Here is a 14,890-nt window from a genome sequence, read left to right on the forward strand (position 1 = left end):
TAGCCCGGTCGGCGCTACGAAGTCATCTCGTACGCCCCGGACAGAGCCTGGACGCGGTCCCAGACCCGCGCCGAACGGGCTTCGTCGATGACCGGACGGCGTACGGCGGCGACGGCCCACTCCTGCTGCTCCGCGGTGGCGGAGTCCTTGCCGTGCAGCTCGACGGCGTGCGCGGAGAAGTCCCGGACGAGCACGGAGAAGAGCTCGTCGAGCACGTCTTCGTCCAGGCCGGTCAGCCGGGCCTGCTCCAGGACCAGCTGCCCGTGGACCACCAGGGCGAAGAGCTGGCCGACGGACAGCAGGAAGTCGAGGTCGCGGCTCTGCTGCTCGTCGGGCGCGGCGTCGGTCACGAAGGCGCACAGGGCGTCCGCCTGCTCACGGAAGCGGGCGACGTTGGGGACCGCGGCGTACGCGTCGTAGGCCTGGCGCCAGTCGTGGAAGCGCACCGAGCCGAGGCCGCGGGCCAGCCCCTGCTGGAAGAGGAACGCGTCGTCCGCGGCGTCCAGACGCGTCGTCACGGGCTCGTACCCGGCCGGGTCCAGAAGGTGGTTGCGCATGAACTTCAGGATGAGGGCGAGGTTCACATGGACCGTGCCCTCGAGCTTGGGCAGACCGCGGATCTCCACGGCCGCCTGGGCGAAGTACGTGTCCTTCTCGAAGCCCTTGGCGGCGATGACGTCCCACATCAGGTCGATGACCTTCTCGCCCTCCGTGGTCACCTTCATCTTCGTCATCGGGTTGAACAGCAGGTACCGGCGGTCGTCGGGCCCGGCCGAGCGGAAGTAGTCGACGGCGCGGTCGCTGAACAGCTTCATGCCGACGAGCCGGACATAGGCGTCGGCGAGCTCACGGCGGACGTGCGGGAAGGCGGTCACGGGGCGCCCGTAGAGGATGCGGTTGTGCGCGTGGGTGACGGCCTCGTACATCGCGTGTTCGCAGATGCCGATCGAGGCGGTACACAGGTTGAACTTGCCCACGTTGACGGTGTTGAGGGCGGCGTCGAAGGCGGCGCGGCCGGTGTGCAGGACGTCGTCGGGGCCGACCGGGTAGCCGTCGAGGCGGAACTCGCTGACGTACTTGGAGGAGTCGACGACGTTCTTCACGAGCTGGTAGGCGGGGTGGCGGCTGTCGGCCGTGAAGAAGACGTAGCCGTCCGGGCCCTCGACGTCGGTGCGGCGGCCGAAGACGGAGACGAGACCGGCGGCGTTGCCGTTGCCTATGTAGTACTTGGAACCGGTGGCGAGGAAGCGGCCGTCGCCGTCCGGTTCCAGCAGCATGTCGGTGGAGTAGATGTCGGCGCCGTGTGCCTTCTCCGACAGAGCGAAGGCGAACACCTCTCCCTGGTCCAGGAGTTGTGCCGCGCGGCTGCGGGCGGCGGCGTTGTCGCTCTGCCAGACCGGGCCGAGACCGAGGATGGTCACCTGCCAGGCGTACCAGTAGTCGAGACCGTAGAAGCCGAAGATCTCGTTGAGCGCGGCGATCCGGGCGGTGTCCCATCGCTGGTCCTCCCGCTCCGCGGCGGAGGCGGGAGTGAGGAAGGTGGCGAACAGGCCTTCCTTGGCGGCGAACTCGATGAAGTCCCCCAGCCAGGCCCGGGACCGGTAGTCCTCGATGATGCGGCGCTTGCCCCGGGCCTCGAACCAGTCGATGGTGGCGCGCAGCAGCCTGCGGGTCTCGGGGTCGAAGTGTGCCGGGTCGTAGGCACCGGGGTGGAACAGCAGCGGGTCGGCCATGGTGATACGCCTTCCGAGGGGGTTGCGGACGGGAGGGTGCGGGTCGGTTCAGATGCGCGGGTCGGCCGCGCCGAGCCTGTGCAGGGTGGTGAGTACGTCGTCGAGCCAGGCGACCGTCATGCGCTCGTACGCGATCCCGCCGCGCAGCACGACGTGCTGGAGTTCCTGACCGGCGTCGAGCGGTCCGAGGGCTCCGGGGCCGGTGAAGTCACGCAGTTCCCCGGCGAGGTAGTGCGCGAGCCTGTCGCTGTGGACCCGGTGGTGCCGCTCGACCTCGTCGAGCAGCGCGGCCGGGTCGTCGAAGGCCGCACCGCGGATCTTCACCGCGAGATCGTGGCGGAGGCTCTCGGGTTCGATCGGTTCGTGCAGCCAGCCGGAGAGAGCGGTGCGGCCGGGACCGGCGACCGAGTACTCCTTCTTGTCCGGCCGGCGCTCCTGCGGGACGTCGCGGACGTCGAGCAGGCCGTCGCTCTCCATGCGCTTGAGGACGCGGTAGATCTGCTGGTGCGTGGCCGTCCAGAAGTACCCGATGGACCGCTCGAACCTCCGGGCGAGCTCATAGCCCGAGCCCGGCTGTTCCAGCAGGGAGACGAGGATCGCGTGTTCGAGCGCCATGCCCCGATCGTTCTATGCAACTGGTTGCATAGCAAGTGGCGGCGGCAGGGTGAGACGCGCCTCACCCCGCCGCCGCTGTTGACCCTTGCCCCCGCCGGGGAGTGCAGGGGCCGCGCCGGCGCGTTCAGATGGCGTCGGTGGCCGTTCCCGTCAGGCGCGCCGATTCGTCCCACAGGGCGAGTGCCGTGGTCATGTCCTGGGCCCGGGCGGAGAGACGTGCCGGTGCGGGGCCTCCCCGGGTCTCGCCGAGCAGCCGGGGGCCGTAGTAGCTCCCTCCGGGCGCCGTCGGCAGGGTGGCCGCGTACAGCGTGGGCAGCGCCCCGGCGGAGGCCGGCTGCGTGTAGACGCGCGTCGCCCGCTCCAGCCGTGCCGCCCAGGTGCTTCCGGCCAGCCGCGGCCCCGCCTGGCCGAGCTCCGTCGCCGACAGGCCCGGGTGTGCGGCCAGCGCGAGCACCTGCTTGCCGGCGGCGTCCGCCCTGCGCTGGAGTTCCGCGGTGAAGAGCAGGTTGGCGAGCTTGGACTGCCCGTAGGCACGCCACTTGTCGTAACGGCGCTCGGCGTTGAGGTTGCCGAAGTCGATACGGCCGATGCGGTGCGCCAGCGACGACACGGTCACGACCCGCGACATGCCCCGCACCCCGAGCAGTGGCAGGAGGTGGTGCGTGAGAGCGAAGTGGCCGAGGTGGTTCGTGCCGAACTGCATCTCGAATCCGTCGGCCGTACGCATGAGGGGCAGGGCCATCACTCCGGCGTTGTTGACGAGCAGGTCGAGGTTGCCGTCGGTCTCCTCCGCGATGTGACCGGCCGCCTCGGCCACGGAGGAGAGGTCCGCCAGGTCGAGACCGACGAGCCTGAGGTCCGAGTCCGGCGCGGCACGGCGTACGGCGTCCAGCGCACGCCTGCCACGCCCGGGATCGCGGCAGGCGAGGACCGTCCGGGCCCCGGAGCGGGCCAGGGCGAGCGCCGTCACCGCTCCGATTCCGCTGTTGGCGCCCGTGACCACGGCGGTGGTACCGGAGAGATCGGGCATGTCGGCGAGAGTCCATGAGTGCATACGCCCCGCCTCCCCTGCGAGAACGGGCGTACACCCGTGGCCACAGAGCTCACTCCTGTGCCACGCGGGTGGTGCTGTCTCAGCTGCTCCGCACCAGCAGGCCCGCCGCGACGAGTCCCGCCAGGCCCACGTCCGTGTCCGTGTACTCGCCGCCGAGGAGGTGATCCACGTACGCGTCCCGCGCCAGGGTGAACGGCTCGACGAACTCCTCCGCGTCGGGTGCGGGTTCGGCGACCTTGCGGCAGCCCTCGGCCAGCACGGCGTACCTCACGTGGGTCGCGTAGGACGCGAGGTAGGTCCGCATGACGACCTCGGCCGTCCCCGCCCGGTATCCGGTCTCCTCCAGGAGCTCCCGTGCCGCCGCGTGCAATACGTCCTCACCGGGCTCCAGCATGCCCCCGGGGAGCTCCGCCAGCACCTTGCCGGGGCCGGGGCGGAACTGGCGTACGAGAATGCCCCGGCCGTCCTCGGTGAACGCGACGAGGGCCACCGTCCCCGAGCCGTACAGGATGTCCCAGTCCGATTCCCTGCCGTCGGGCTGTACGTAGGTGCGGCACCGCACCGTCAGGTAGCCGGCCGCGTCCGGCCGCTCCCTCTTCAGGGCCCACACCATGGGGTCAGGACTCTCCGTCACGAACCGATCATGTCCAGCCCGCCGCGGCGCAAACGGACCGGGACGCGCGGTCGTGTCGGAGCTCTCGGACGTCAGCCGGGGGCCGCCGCCGGAGCGGCGCTGCCGGGCGGTGCGGGACCGGGCCCGGCGCGCGCACGGTGCAGGGCCAGCATGGCCTGGTCGTCCTGGGGCCGGCCGCCGCCGTGGCGCCGGACGTCCTGGATCAGCATGTCCAGGATCTGCCCCGGCGCGAGACGGCCGCCGGGCCGCGCCCACCCGCCGAGCACGAGCGGAAGCCGGGAGACGGGGTCGTAGAAACCTCCGGCGGCGTCGCGGGACTCGGTGACGCCGTCGGTGTAGCAGAGCAGCGTGGAACCGGCCGGGAACGGAAAGCTGTCGACCGGGGAGGACCAGACACCCAGGTCGCTCATCCCCAGCGGGGGTGCCTCCTCGGACGCCTCCAGAAGCACGGCGCGGCCCTGCGCGTCGATGAGTACCGGGGGCGGGTGGCCCCGGTTGACCAGGCGTACGGTCTCCAGGTCCAGTGAGAACTCCGCGATGAGGGCCGTCGTGAAGCCCTCCTCCTGCTGCTGGCCACCGCGGCGGCCTCCCTCGCGCAGGAGGGCTCTCTCCAGCCGGGTCACCAGTTGCGGCAGGTCCTCCGCCTCGTCCGCCGCGTAACGGAAGGCTCCGAGGTCGGCGCTGACGGCGCTGACCGCCCCGAGTCCCTTTCCCCGCACGTCTCCGACCATGACCCGGATTCCGTACGGCGTGCTCTGCACCACGTACAGGTCCCCGCCGATCAGGGCCTCGCTCTCGGCCGGCACGTAGCGCGCGTCGATGTGCAGATTCCCCAGGCGGGACGGTGGCCTGGGCAGCACGGCCCGCTGGGCGACGGCGGCGACGTGCTGCGCGCGCCGGGCACGTGCGTCCTGTCTGCGCAGCGTGCGGTGGATCAGGACGGCGAGTGCGGTGACGGCCGCCAGGGTGATCTGGTTCGCCACACTCGCGCGCCAGCCGAAGGTGCCGTCGAGCCGTGTGAGGAACGCGTGTACGACCATCGCGGTGAGGCCGACGCCGATGATCCCGCGTACGCCGAAGAGCGGCGCGGCGGCGACGGGTGCCGTCATGAGAAGAGGCGCCGACGTCACGTGGTGCGGCGTGACCAGGTCGAGCAGCGCGGCCAGCACGATGAGGCCTACAGGGATCCACTGGGTTCTCGGCAGCTGCGGCACTCCCCCACGCTGCCCGCAGGCGCGGCTCTCCGCATCCTCTGGCGGACACGGTCCGACGCATGCCGGCGCTCCGGGCGGGCACGAGTACCTCGTGGTTGCGCGGCGTGCCCGGGTTCGTCCCCAGGTGATGGTCTCCGGTCCGGGTCCGGCACTCAACCTTCCGTCACATTCTGAGTGTATTGCACACGCAAGTGCTCATGCGGAGCAAGCCGGACCTGACCACAGGGGAACTCATGCGCCTTCGGAAGTCATCCGTCGTCATCGCCGCAGCAGTGGCAGCTCTCTCCCTCACGGCCTGCGAGGACGGCGTCAACACCGGTTCGGCGGCGTCCGCGTCGGCGGAAGTGCCCTCCGGCAGCAGCGGCTCCGCAAGTCCCGCAGCCACGGAGAGCTCCGGCGGAGGGGACACCCAGGCCTCGGCGTCCGCTCCCGGCCCGGCCCCGGCGTCCGCCTCCGCGCCCGCCTCGGCCTCCGGCGGCACATGCCGGACCGCCGACCTCTCGTTCAGCAGCTCGGGCGGCATGGCGGAGGGCGAGGTGCTGATCAACCTGAGGAACACGGGATCCGCGTCCTGCTCGATGCGCGGGTTCCCCGGCCTGGACCTCAAGAGCGAGGACGGCACGGTGAGCGCCGAGCGCCAGAGCGGCCGGCCCGCCCCGACGGTCACGCTGACGCCCGGGCAGAACACCAACTTCTCGCTGCACTTCCCGCCGAACACCAGCGGCGGCTCGGGCGTCACCTTCACCTCGGCGGTCGTGACTCCGCCGAACGAGACCCACTCGCACCGCATGCCGCTGTCCGTCAGCACCCCAGCGGACTCCGGCTCCGGCCCCCGCATCACGGTGACCCCGGTCGGCTCGGGCAAGTAGGCCGGGCCGGACCTCCGGACGTACGCATCCTGGACATGTCGTCCGCATAGCGAGACGCGCTTGCGGAGGTCCGTGCCCGCGGCGTCTTATCGCGCCTGTGCAAACCGAACAGATAACCCCTGATCAACCGGCCTCCGACGACAAGGCGGCGAGGCGCGCCGTCACGGTTTTCCCCGTCCTGGTGCTCGCGGCGGGTGTAGCCGGTCTCGTCACTCCCGGCACGTTCGACGGCTGGACGGAATCGGTTCCGTACCTGCTGGGAATCGTCATGTTCTGCATGGGGCTGACGATGACCCCGCTCGACTTCCGGGGCGTGGTGCAGCGCCCGTGGGCCGTGGCGATCGGCCTGGTCGCGCACTACGTCATCATGCCGGGGCTCGGCTGGGCCATCGCGCATCTGCTCGGACTGCCGCCGCAACTGGCTGCCGGGCTCATCCTGGTCGGCTGCGCACCGAGCGGCACGGCCTCTAACGTGGTGACCTTCCTGGCCCGCGGTGACGTGGCGCTGTCGGTCTCCGTCGCCACCGTCTCCACCCTGGTCGCCCCTCTGGTGACGCCGCCGCTCACGCTGCTGCTGGCGGGCGCGTACCTGCCGGTGGACGCCGGCTCGATGATCACGGACATCCTCAAGACGGTGCTGCTGCCGGTCCTCGGCGGCCTGGTGGTGCGGCTGGTCGCGGGCAAGCTGGTCGACCGGGTGCTGGGCCTCATGCCCTGGCTGTCGTCGCTGGCCATCGCCGCGATCGTCTGCGCCGTCGTGGCGGGCAGCGCCGGTGTCATCAAGTCCGCCGCCGTGACCGTGCTGATCGCCGTCGTGCTGCACAACGGCCTGGGGCTCGCGCTCGGTTACGGCGCGGGCAAGATCTCGGGACTCGGCCGGCCCGCCAGCCGCGCCATGGCCTTCGAGGTCGGCATGCAGAACTCCGGGCTCGCCGCCTCGCTGGCGACGGCCCACTTCAGCCCGCTCGCCGCGCTTCCGGCCGCGGTGTTCTCCGTGTGGCACAACATCTCAGGCGCCCTGGTCGCGGCCTGGATGTCCCACAGGTCACGGCGCGACGAGCCGGCACCGGCGGCCGCCACCACGGCACCGAGAACGGCAGCCGCCGAGGAATCCTGACCGGACTCCGGCCCGGCGGTTCACACGACTCGACGGCGTTCGCCCGGGATTCCCGGGCGAACGCCTCTTGCGTGCCGCCCCGCCGGCTCCGGGGAAGGCTCACGCCGAGTCGGCGGCCATGCTTTCCACCAGGCTCCTGGGCCGCAGGTCGGTCCAGTTCCGCTCGACGTAGTCGAGGCAGGCCTGACGGGTGTCCTCCTGGTGTGCCACGGTCCAGCCCGCAGGCACCTCGGCGAACGCGGGCCACAGCGAGTGCTGCCCCTCGTCGTTGACGAGCACCAGATAGGTGCCGTTCTCGTCCTCGAAGGGATTGGTCACCGATACTCCTCGAACTTAGGTAAGGCTGCCTTCACTTAGGGTGTCACCCTACCCGGATCGCTCCCGGTTGACGCTCCGGACACCACAACTCCCCCGGTGCACCGGGGGCGGCTCATGACACGAGGTCAGCATCCGGGCCGTACGCCGTCCGGGACTCCGCCGCCCGTGCCGGGGACCGGCCGGCGAACGGCTGGCCCGCAGGTGTGCGGACCGCGCCCCGGCACCCGTGGGAGCCGGGTGTCCGCCTGCCCTTCGGACGTACTCGCGGCGTAGTGCGGCGTCCGTCCCGCTGACTAGTGCACGTGTCTCGCGTGGCCCTCAGGTATGACCCAGGACCGACACCGAGAGGGATTCGTGGAACCCTTCCTCGCTCATACCGTCTTGATCACTGACGGCGGCCGACCACCGCCGGGGGCAGAAGCCCCGGAGACAGGCGAGACAGTGAGCAGGTGGCACGGGTGACTCAGCAGAATCGGCCGGAGGACAAGGCGTTCGCTCCGGAGTATCAGGGGGCGCTCGGCTCGTTGTCGGTGAACTCCTCCCTCACCGAGGTGCTGGCGAGGGGCATCGAAGAACTACGGGCGGCCGAACACGCCGGAGAGCAGCGGGAGATGGCGCGCTGCGGGCTCGCCGTCGCGGAAGCGTACCGGCGCCTGGGGCGGGTGGCGGAGGCAGACACGGCGTGGAAGTCGAGTTACCGGGCGGCGCGTTCGGCGGGCGACGCCGGGGCGATGGCGTGGGCCCTGTGGAGCGGTGGCACGCTCGCCCGCCAGCGGGGATCGCTTGCGCTGGCGTACCGGCTGCTCGGGCTCGCGGCGGAGATGGGCGAACGCGGGGGCGACGTTGTGGTTCGCGGCTACTCGCTCGCCGGACTGGCGGAGACCGGGCGCATCCAGGGCGACTACCAGGCAGTCGGGGAACTGCACGAGCAGCTGCTCGCCGAGGCCCGCAGGCGCGGCGAGGCCCGGCACACGGTGTGGGCGCTGGAAGGGATAGCCCAGATGCACCGGAACACCGGCTCGTACGACAGGGCACTCGCCCTCTTCGAGGAGGCGGCCGGCACTGCGGGCCGGGCCGATGACCAGCGAGGCCGGGCCTGGGCGCTGCGCGGCATAGCCGACGTCCTGTCCGTACGGGACGGTGATGTGGAGCGTGCGCTGTCGCTGCTCACGGAGGCCGAATCCATCTGCCGCGAGATGAAGTTGTCCAGTGCGCTCGCCTACAACCACAAGATGCGGGGCAACGTGCACTACCGGGCGGGGCAGTACGCGCAGGCCCGCGACACCTATGCGCAGGCGCTCGCGGAATTTGAGGAGATGAACGAGCCGCGGGGGGCCGCGCTGTCCCGGCTGGGGCTCGCCAAGTCGCTGGCCCGGCTCGGGCGGAACCCGGCGGAGACCGTCGTGGAACTGGCCGTACTCCGCCGGACCTTGGACCGGATCGGTCTGCGGCACGCCCGGGACATGGTCGACAAGGCGTCCGTCGAGCTGGGGGTGGGTCCCCTGCCCGACGAGGGGCACCGCGTCGAGGAGGCGGCGACCCGATGAACTCCCCGACGACCGCTCCGGCGGACACCGCGTGCGACGCCGAATCCGCCGGCCGCGGGAGAGCGGCGCTTTCCGTGACCGCGTCGCCGGAGGCCGCGGTCACCGCTGCCCGCGTACTCGCTCGCTGCCGTGACCTCGTGCGCCCCTCCCTGTCCGCCGCCATAGGGCGGCTCCATCCGTGGCCGGGCGAAATGGCCGCGTTCTCACTCGGCTGGTGCGAGGTCGGCGGCGGTCCCACTGACGGGTCGTACGAGGGCAAGGGCCTGCGCCAGGCCCTCGCCGTACTGTGTGCCGAGGCCGCGGAGGCCCCCGGGGAGAGCGCCGTAGCCGGTGCGGTGGCCGTCGAGCTGGTCCACACCTTCTCGCTGCTGCACGACGACATCATGGACGGGGACGGGACCCGGCGGCAGCGCGAGACCGTGTGGAAGGCGTACGGCACCGGCCCCGCCGTGCTCGCGGGCGACGCGCTCTTCGCCCTGGCGGTGCAGACACTCGCCGAGGCGCCGGGACCGCACACGGCTGCGGCCGTGTGCCGGCTGTCGGGGACGCTGAGCGGCCTCGTTCGCGGCCAGGCGGAGGACCTCCTCTTCGCGGCCCGCCCCTGGACGGGACCCGGGGCCGTCCGGATGGACGAGTACTGCGCCATGGCGGAACTCAAGACCGGCACCCTGCTGGGCTGCGCCGCAGCGCTCGGCGGACTCCTGGGCGGGGCACCCGCCCCCACCGTCGCCGCGCTGGACCGGGCCGGGCGCCACCTCGGAGTGGCGTTCCAGGCCGTCGACGACCTGCTCGGCATCTGGGGCGACCCGGCAGTCACGGGCAAACCCGTGTACGGCGACCTGCGGCAGCGGAAGAAGACACACCCCGTGCTGGCCGCACTCGCCGGTGACGGTCTCCGCACCAGGGAGCTCGCCGCTCTCCTGAACTCTCCGCTGCCCCTCGACGATGCCGGTGCGATGCGCGCCGCCGCCCTCGTCGAAGCGTGCGGCGGCCGCAGCGCGACTCTGGACGAAGCCCGCCGCCGGCTGGATGCCGCCCGCGCCTGCCTGCGAAGCGTGCCCCTCGCCCCACGTGCGGCACTCGAGATCGAGGTGCTGCTCGCATCCCTGCTCCACCGCAGGATGTGAGTACGCGCACCGTCCCGGACAGGGCCGGACGAGGCGGCCGTCCTCGTCGCGGCCGTCGGTCGGTGACTGGGGGACGACCACGTCGGGACGGCGCCGCGTGACAGCTGATGGCCACGGTCAGGTCCGGGCCCCACTGCTGCTCGATGGTGGCCATCAGCTCCCAGCCCGGCCGCTCGTAGAGGGCTGTCGCGGCGGTATCGGATGTGACGACGTCGAGCACCGGATGCAGGCCACGGCTCCGCGCTTCCTCAACTGCCCGGCCGATCAGCAGCGCACCGATCCGGTGTCCCCTGGCCTGCGGGGCAACGAACAGCCTGCCGACCACGGTCGTCATACCCCGCGTCGCCCCGTTCCGCTCGCTCCACAAGGCCGGGGCCAGATCACCCTCGCCGCCCGGCGACAGACTGACGTGCCCGACCGGGCGGCCTGCGAGTTCGGCGACCCACGAGCCCAGCAGGGGACTGGGCGACAGCCACTCGCGGGGCTGGGCAGGCCAGTTCACCGGGTAGGCGTCAAACTGATGGACCGGCTCGCATCGGGCAGGAACGGCCGAGGCGCCAGGAGCCGGGACAAGGCATCGCCTACGCCTGCCCCAGGAGCGCGGCGACGATGATCAGGACCGGGACCGAGGCGACGGTGGACAGCAGAATCGATTCTCTGGCGAGCTGTTCGGCGACACGGTACTGCGAGGCGTAGGTGAAGAGGTTTTGTGCGGCGGGCAGCGCCGAAATCACGACGACGTCGAGGAGAGCCGCGCCGTGCAGATGGAAGACGCCCGCGCCTATGCTCCAGGCGATGACGGGCTGGACGGTCGTCTTGAGGCCGGCGGACAGGACGATGGCGGCCCGGTCGGCCCCGCGGGCGGGTATGCCGCTGCCGCGCAGGGAGATCCCGAAGGCCAGGAGAACCGCCGGGACCGACATGTTCCCGATGAGGGTGAGGGGTTCGAGGGCCGGCGACGGGACGGCCCAGCCGGCGGCGGCCACGGTGACACCCGCCAGTGAGCCGACGGCCATCGGATTGCGAAGCGGTGTGGTCAGGCGCTGGAGGAGGGGGCGGGGCTCTCCTGACCGGCTCAGATCGAGGATGGTCAGGGCGAATGGAGTGACGACGATCTGCTGGAGGAGCAGGACGGGGGCGACGAGCGAGGCGTCTCCCAGCACGTAGACGGCGATCGGGATTCCGAGGTTGCCCGCGTTGACGTAGCTGGAGCACAGGGCGCCGATGGTGAGGTGCCCGGCGCGCCAGCCCCGCAGGAGCCCCACGGCTATGAACAGGGCGGCTGCTGCGGCCATCGCGGCCGCAGTGACCAGAAGCCGTCGGGAGAAGATGACCGACAGGTCCGCGCCCGCCAGGGTGGTGAAGAGCAGTGCGGGGGTGGCGACGTTGAATGCGAGCCGGGTCAGGACCGTGCGTCCGTCGTCCCCCAGGTGTCCGCGGCGTCCCAGGACGTAGCCGATGCCTATGACGACGGCGATCACCGCGAACCCGGTGAGGACTCCCTGCATGAACTTCCTTGCTGGCTCGCTGGCTTGCTGGTGGGTCGTTGCGGCTGGTCAGCGGATGGCGGTGGGCGTGGGGCTACCGGTGTCGTCGAGGTCCGGCAGTGCTGAGCCGGGACGCAGAGGGGCCGGAGGCGGGCGGAATCACCCTGGGCCACAGACTTTCCCGCCCGCTCGCGAAACCCGCTCACCGATGCGCTGACCAGGACTTACCCTACGGTCACCGCAGAGCGGTGTTCCCGTCGACCGGGCGTTATCCGGCAGTATGGTGAAGCGGCGGCCACCGCACATCGGGCCTTCCGGAACGGGACGGCGGCATGCCGAAGGCCCTTGTGAACGCGGCAGGGAACGCATAGCAGAGACGGGCACCGACCTCACGTTCCTGGTTGCCGTCCCCCGGGGGCCCGTCAACCGGCCCCGGGGCCCTCCGTGCTCTCGCGCAGGACGAGGCGGTGGGCCACCACACGGTCCTGAGGTGACTGGATGCCGGCACTCCCGGAATCCGGTGTCAGCGGACTCTGCGCGGCTTCCTCGATGCGTCGGTGCAGGAGCTGTACGGCGACCCTGGCGACCGCCGCCTTGTCGGGCGCCACGGTGCTCAGCGTAGGCACGCTGAACCGGCCCCCCTCCACGTCGTCGAAACCGACCACCGCCACGTCCTGGGGGACGCGGAGCCCGTGCTCGTGGAGGGCGCGCAGCGCCCCCAGGGCGAGTTGGTCGTTGAGGCACAGCAGTGCGTCGGGCCGCGCTCCGGCACTAAGGGCCCGGGTCACCGCCCGCGCGCCGTCGGGCATCCTGAAGTCGTCCACCGGCAGCAGCGCCTCCGGACGGTGGACGATGCCCGCCCCGGCCAGGGCCGCGAGGTAACCCCGGGTGCGGGCCTCCGCGGTCCCGAGGCCCGGCGCCTCACGGCCACCGACGGCGAGGACGGTCCGGCGCCCCAGACCGATCAGGTGTTCCGTTGCCTCGCGCGCGGCCCTCTCGTTGTCGATGGCCACATGGTCCGCCCCCTCCTCGAGCAACTCCCCGAGCAGCACGGTCGGCGGTGCCCCCGCGCGGTCAGTGACGTCGTCCGCGGTGAGGGCGAGCGGGCTGAGGATGATCCCGTCGACGAAGTCGGAGCCGAAACCGGCCAGCGCGGCCAGCTCGTGCTCGCGGTCCGCCCCGCTCTGGTGGATGAGCACAGTCAGGGAGAGCTGCTCGGCCTCGCGGATGACGTGCCGCGCGAGCTCGGCGAAGTACGGCACGTCCAACTCGGGCACCACGAGGGCGATGATGCCCGTGCGGCCCTTGCGCAGGTGACGCCCTGCCAGGTTCACCCGGTATCCGAGGTGGTCGATGGCCTCGCGGACCACACGCCGGGTCCGGTCGGAGACATGGACGTAGTCGTTGATCACGTTGGACACCGTCTTCTCCGACACCCCCGCGTGCCGTGCGACGTCCTTGATCCTGGGCCGTGCCACGGCCGACCTCCCTGCCCTCGAACGCTGCCGAGTCTATGCTCCGGCCCGCCCGCTGCGGACGGAGGCCTCCGCACCCTGTGCGAAACGCGCACCCCGGATCGCACAGCCGTACGGTCCGAACTCTTTACAGCGAATGTACATCGATGTAAAAAAGGTGGCCGCACTGTTTCAGCCAGCGCGGCACACCCACCTGCCGTGTGCGGTGGCCCCGCCCGCAGCGGCGGTCCACCGCCGATCCGGCATGAGCGTCCGGCCGTCGAAAGGTCCGCGATGAGTTCTTCGTCCCACCCCCGTGAGGTGCCGGTCGCGCCCGGCCCCGGCCCGGCTCCCGGTATCGGGCGCCGACGGCTGCTGCGCTACGGGGCGGCCGGCGCGAGCGCACTGCTCGCCACCGGCCCCTTGACCGGCTGCTCCTCCCGGGCCTCCGCCTCCGACGCCTCGGCGCTCAACGTATGGGACCTGTTCCAGGGGGGTGACGGCATGCTGATGGACGACATGATCAAGGCCGTCTCCCAGGGCCCGGACGGCTTCGAGGTCGATCGCACGATCCTCGACTGGGGGCCGTCGTACTACACGAAGCTCGCCATGTCGGCCGCCGGCGGACGGGCCTCCGACGTGGCGGTCCTGCACCTGTCCCGGCTGGCCGGCTACGCCCCCGGTGGGCTGCTGGACCCCTTCGACCTCGATGTGCTCGCCGAGTTCGGCGTCACCGAGAAGGACTTCACCCCTGCCGTCTGGAGGCGCACGCAACATCAGGGGAAGGTGTACGCCATCCCCATGGACGTCCACCCGTTCATCGTGTTCTACGACCGCGAGGCCGCGGGCAGGGCCGGCCTCCTGGACCCGAAGGGCGAACTCGCCCCGATGGGCTCTCCGAAGGCGATGCTGGAGGCGGGCAAGGCCCTGGCGGAGGTGACGGGGAAGTCCGGCATCCTCTTCGGCCACGTCACCGACACCGCCCAGAGCTGGCGGCAGTTCGCCGCGCTGTACGCGCAGACCGGCGCCGCCTTCACACTGCCGGACGGCGGGGCAGCCGAGATCGACACCGACGCCGCCGTGCAGGTCGTGTCGTTCATGCAGCAGCTCTTCGACGGCCGGACGAATCCCAACAACCTCGACTACAACAGCGCGCTGGCCGGGTTCCTGGGCGGTCGCGGCGGCATGGCCATGCTCGGCGAATGGGAGCTGCCGACGCTCCAGAAGTCCGGCATCCCGCTCGGAGCCGCCCCCTTCCCCCAGGTGTTCGACAGGCCCGCCGTCTACACCGACTCCCACAGCTTCGTCCTGCCGCACCAGGCAAGCCCCGACCCTGCCCGCCGCAGGGAAGCACACCGTTACGTCGCCCGGATACTCAAGCAGAGTCTGACCTGGGCGAGTGCCGGTCACATCCCCGCCTATCAGCCGGTGCTCGCCGAGCCGGCGTACGCGGAGCTGAAGCCGCAGTCCTCCTACGCAGACGCCGGAGAGGTGGCGGTGCTCGACCCGCCGAACTGGTTCGCCGGCGCTGCTTCGAACTTCCAGAACCGCATGTGCCAGCCGCTCCAGTCGGCACTGCTGGGCAACATCTCCGCCGAGAAGGCGGTACGGCAGATGGTCCGCGAGGCGAACTCGCTGCTGCGGCAGCCCAACCCGGTGGCCTGACCGAGCAGAAGGAGTAACCGACGTGACCACCACCACGCCCATCGGGGCCCCCGCCC

The 14,890-nt window shown here is 71.3% G+C and carries 13 protein-coding genes and 1 pseudogene; 5 read left to right on the forward strand and 9 right to left on the reverse strand.

The window, feature by feature from the left end; all coding sequences use genetic code 11:
* Positions 1-14: 14 nt before the first annotated feature.
* The 5 genes from BFF76_RS04040 to BFF76_RS04060 form a co-directional block, all read right to left on the reverse strand.
* Complete coding sequence (locus tag BFF76_RS04040; protein ID WP_065847191.1) at positions 15-1,733, reverse strand: acyl-CoA dehydrogenase family protein; 1,719 nt, start codon at positions 1,731-1,733, stop codon at positions 15-17.
* A gap of 48 nt (positions 1,734-1,781) precedes the next feature.
* Positions 1,782-2,348 carry a PadR family transcriptional regulator gene (locus tag BFF76_RS04045; RefSeq protein ID WP_031092732.1) on the reverse strand — a complete coding sequence of 189 codons (567 nt, stop codon included), beginning with the start codon at positions 2,346-2,348 and terminating at the stop codon, positions 1,782-1,784.
* Between the two features lie 124 nt (positions 2,349-2,472).
* Positions 2,473-3,402 (reverse strand): oxidoreductase, encoded by a 930-nt coding sequence (locus BFF76_RS04050; protein ID WP_053930026.1) that lies wholly within the window; start codon positions 3,400-3,402, stop codon positions 2,473-2,475.
* A 79-nt stretch (positions 3,403-3,481) separates the two neighbouring features.
* Positions 3,482-4,036, reverse strand: a complete 555-nt coding sequence (locus BFF76_RS04055) for an NUDIX hydrolase (RefSeq protein ID WP_234316728.1) — start codon at positions 4,034-4,036, stop codon at positions 3,482-3,484.
* Positions 4,037-4,107: 71 nt separating this feature from the next.
* Positions 4,108-5,250 (reverse strand): PP2C family protein-serine/threonine phosphatase, encoded by a 1,143-nt coding sequence (locus tag BFF76_RS04060; RefSeq protein WP_065847194.1) that lies wholly within the window; start codon positions 5,248-5,250, stop codon positions 4,108-4,110.
* Between the two features lie 197 nt (positions 5,251-5,447).
* Here BFF76_RS04060 and BFF76_RS04065 point away from each other — a divergent pair, with 197 nt between their 5' ends.
* The gene (locus BFF76_RS04065; RefSeq protein WP_244167207.1) at positions 5,448-6,119 is read left to right on the forward strand and encodes a DUF4232 domain-containing protein; all 672 of its coding nucleotides are present in this window, start codon (positions 5,448-5,450) and stop codon (positions 6,117-6,119) included.
* Between the two features lie 97 nt (positions 6,120-6,216).
* A complete protein-coding gene (locus BFF76_RS04070) occupies positions 6,217-7,236 on the forward strand; it encodes a bile acid:sodium symporter family protein (protein WP_107418389.1) in 1,020 nt (339 codons plus the stop codon).
* Positions 7,237-7,335: 99 nt separating this feature from the next.
* On the opposite strand, the gene BFF76_RS04075 is transcribed toward BFF76_RS04070, so the two are convergent.
* On the reverse strand, positions 7,336-7,554 hold the full coding sequence (locus BFF76_RS04075) for an MbtH family protein (RefSeq protein WP_031100039.1): 219 nt from the start codon (positions 7,552-7,554) through the stop codon (positions 7,336-7,338).
* Between the two features lie 458 nt (positions 7,555-8,012).
* On the opposite strand from BFF76_RS04075, the gene BFF76_RS04080 reads away from it, so the two are divergent.
* Together BFF76_RS04080 and BFF76_RS04085 are read left to right on the forward strand one after the other, a co-directional pair.
* Positions 8,013-9,101 carry a tetratricopeptide repeat protein gene (locus BFF76_RS04080; protein WP_244167208.1) on the forward strand — a complete coding sequence of 363 codons (1,089 nt, stop codon included), beginning with the start codon at positions 8,013-8,015 and terminating at the stop codon, positions 9,099-9,101.
* On the forward strand, positions 9,098-10,228 hold the full coding sequence (locus tag BFF76_RS04085) for a polyprenyl synthetase family protein (RefSeq protein ID WP_079122301.1): 1,131 nt from the start codon (positions 9,098-9,100) through the stop codon (positions 10,226-10,228). The genes BFF76_RS04080 and BFF76_RS04085 overlap by 4 nt, the downstream gene beginning before the upstream one ends.
* A gap of 85 nt (positions 10,229-10,313) precedes the next feature.
* Here the strand turns inward: BFF76_RS04085 and BFF76_RS30910 are convergent.
* The 3 genes and pseudogenes from BFF76_RS30910 to BFF76_RS04095 form a co-directional block, all read right to left on the reverse strand.
* Positions 10,314-10,730 (reverse strand): annotated as a pseudogene (locus BFF76_RS30910) (GNAT family N-acetyltransferase); the annotation flags it as partial.
* Positions 10,731-10,809: 79 nt separating this feature from the next.
* Positions 10,810-11,736 carry an AEC family transporter gene (locus tag BFF76_RS04090; protein WP_065847198.1) on the reverse strand — a complete coding sequence of 309 codons (927 nt, stop codon included), beginning with the start codon at positions 11,734-11,736 and terminating at the stop codon, positions 10,810-10,812.
* A gap of 401 nt (positions 11,737-12,137) precedes the next feature.
* Complete coding sequence (locus tag BFF76_RS04095) at positions 12,138-13,193, reverse strand: LacI family DNA-binding transcriptional regulator (protein ID WP_031100048.1); 1,056 nt, start codon at positions 13,191-13,193, stop codon at positions 12,138-12,140.
* Positions 13,194-13,463: 270 nt separating this feature from the next.
* Here BFF76_RS04095 and BFF76_RS04100 point away from each other — a divergent pair, with 270 nt between their 5' ends.
* Entirely contained in the window at positions 13,464-14,834 is a 1,371-nt protein-coding gene (locus BFF76_RS04100; RefSeq protein WP_065847200.1) for an extracellular solute-binding protein, read from the forward strand.
* The last annotated feature ends 56 nt before the right edge of the window (positions 14,835-14,890 follow it).

Origin of the sequence: Streptomyces mutomycini (assembly GCF_001700505.1) — a bacterium.
Taxonomy (GTDB): domain Bacteria; phylum Actinomycetota; class Actinomycetes; order Streptomycetales; family Streptomycetaceae; genus Streptomyces; species Streptomyces mutomycini.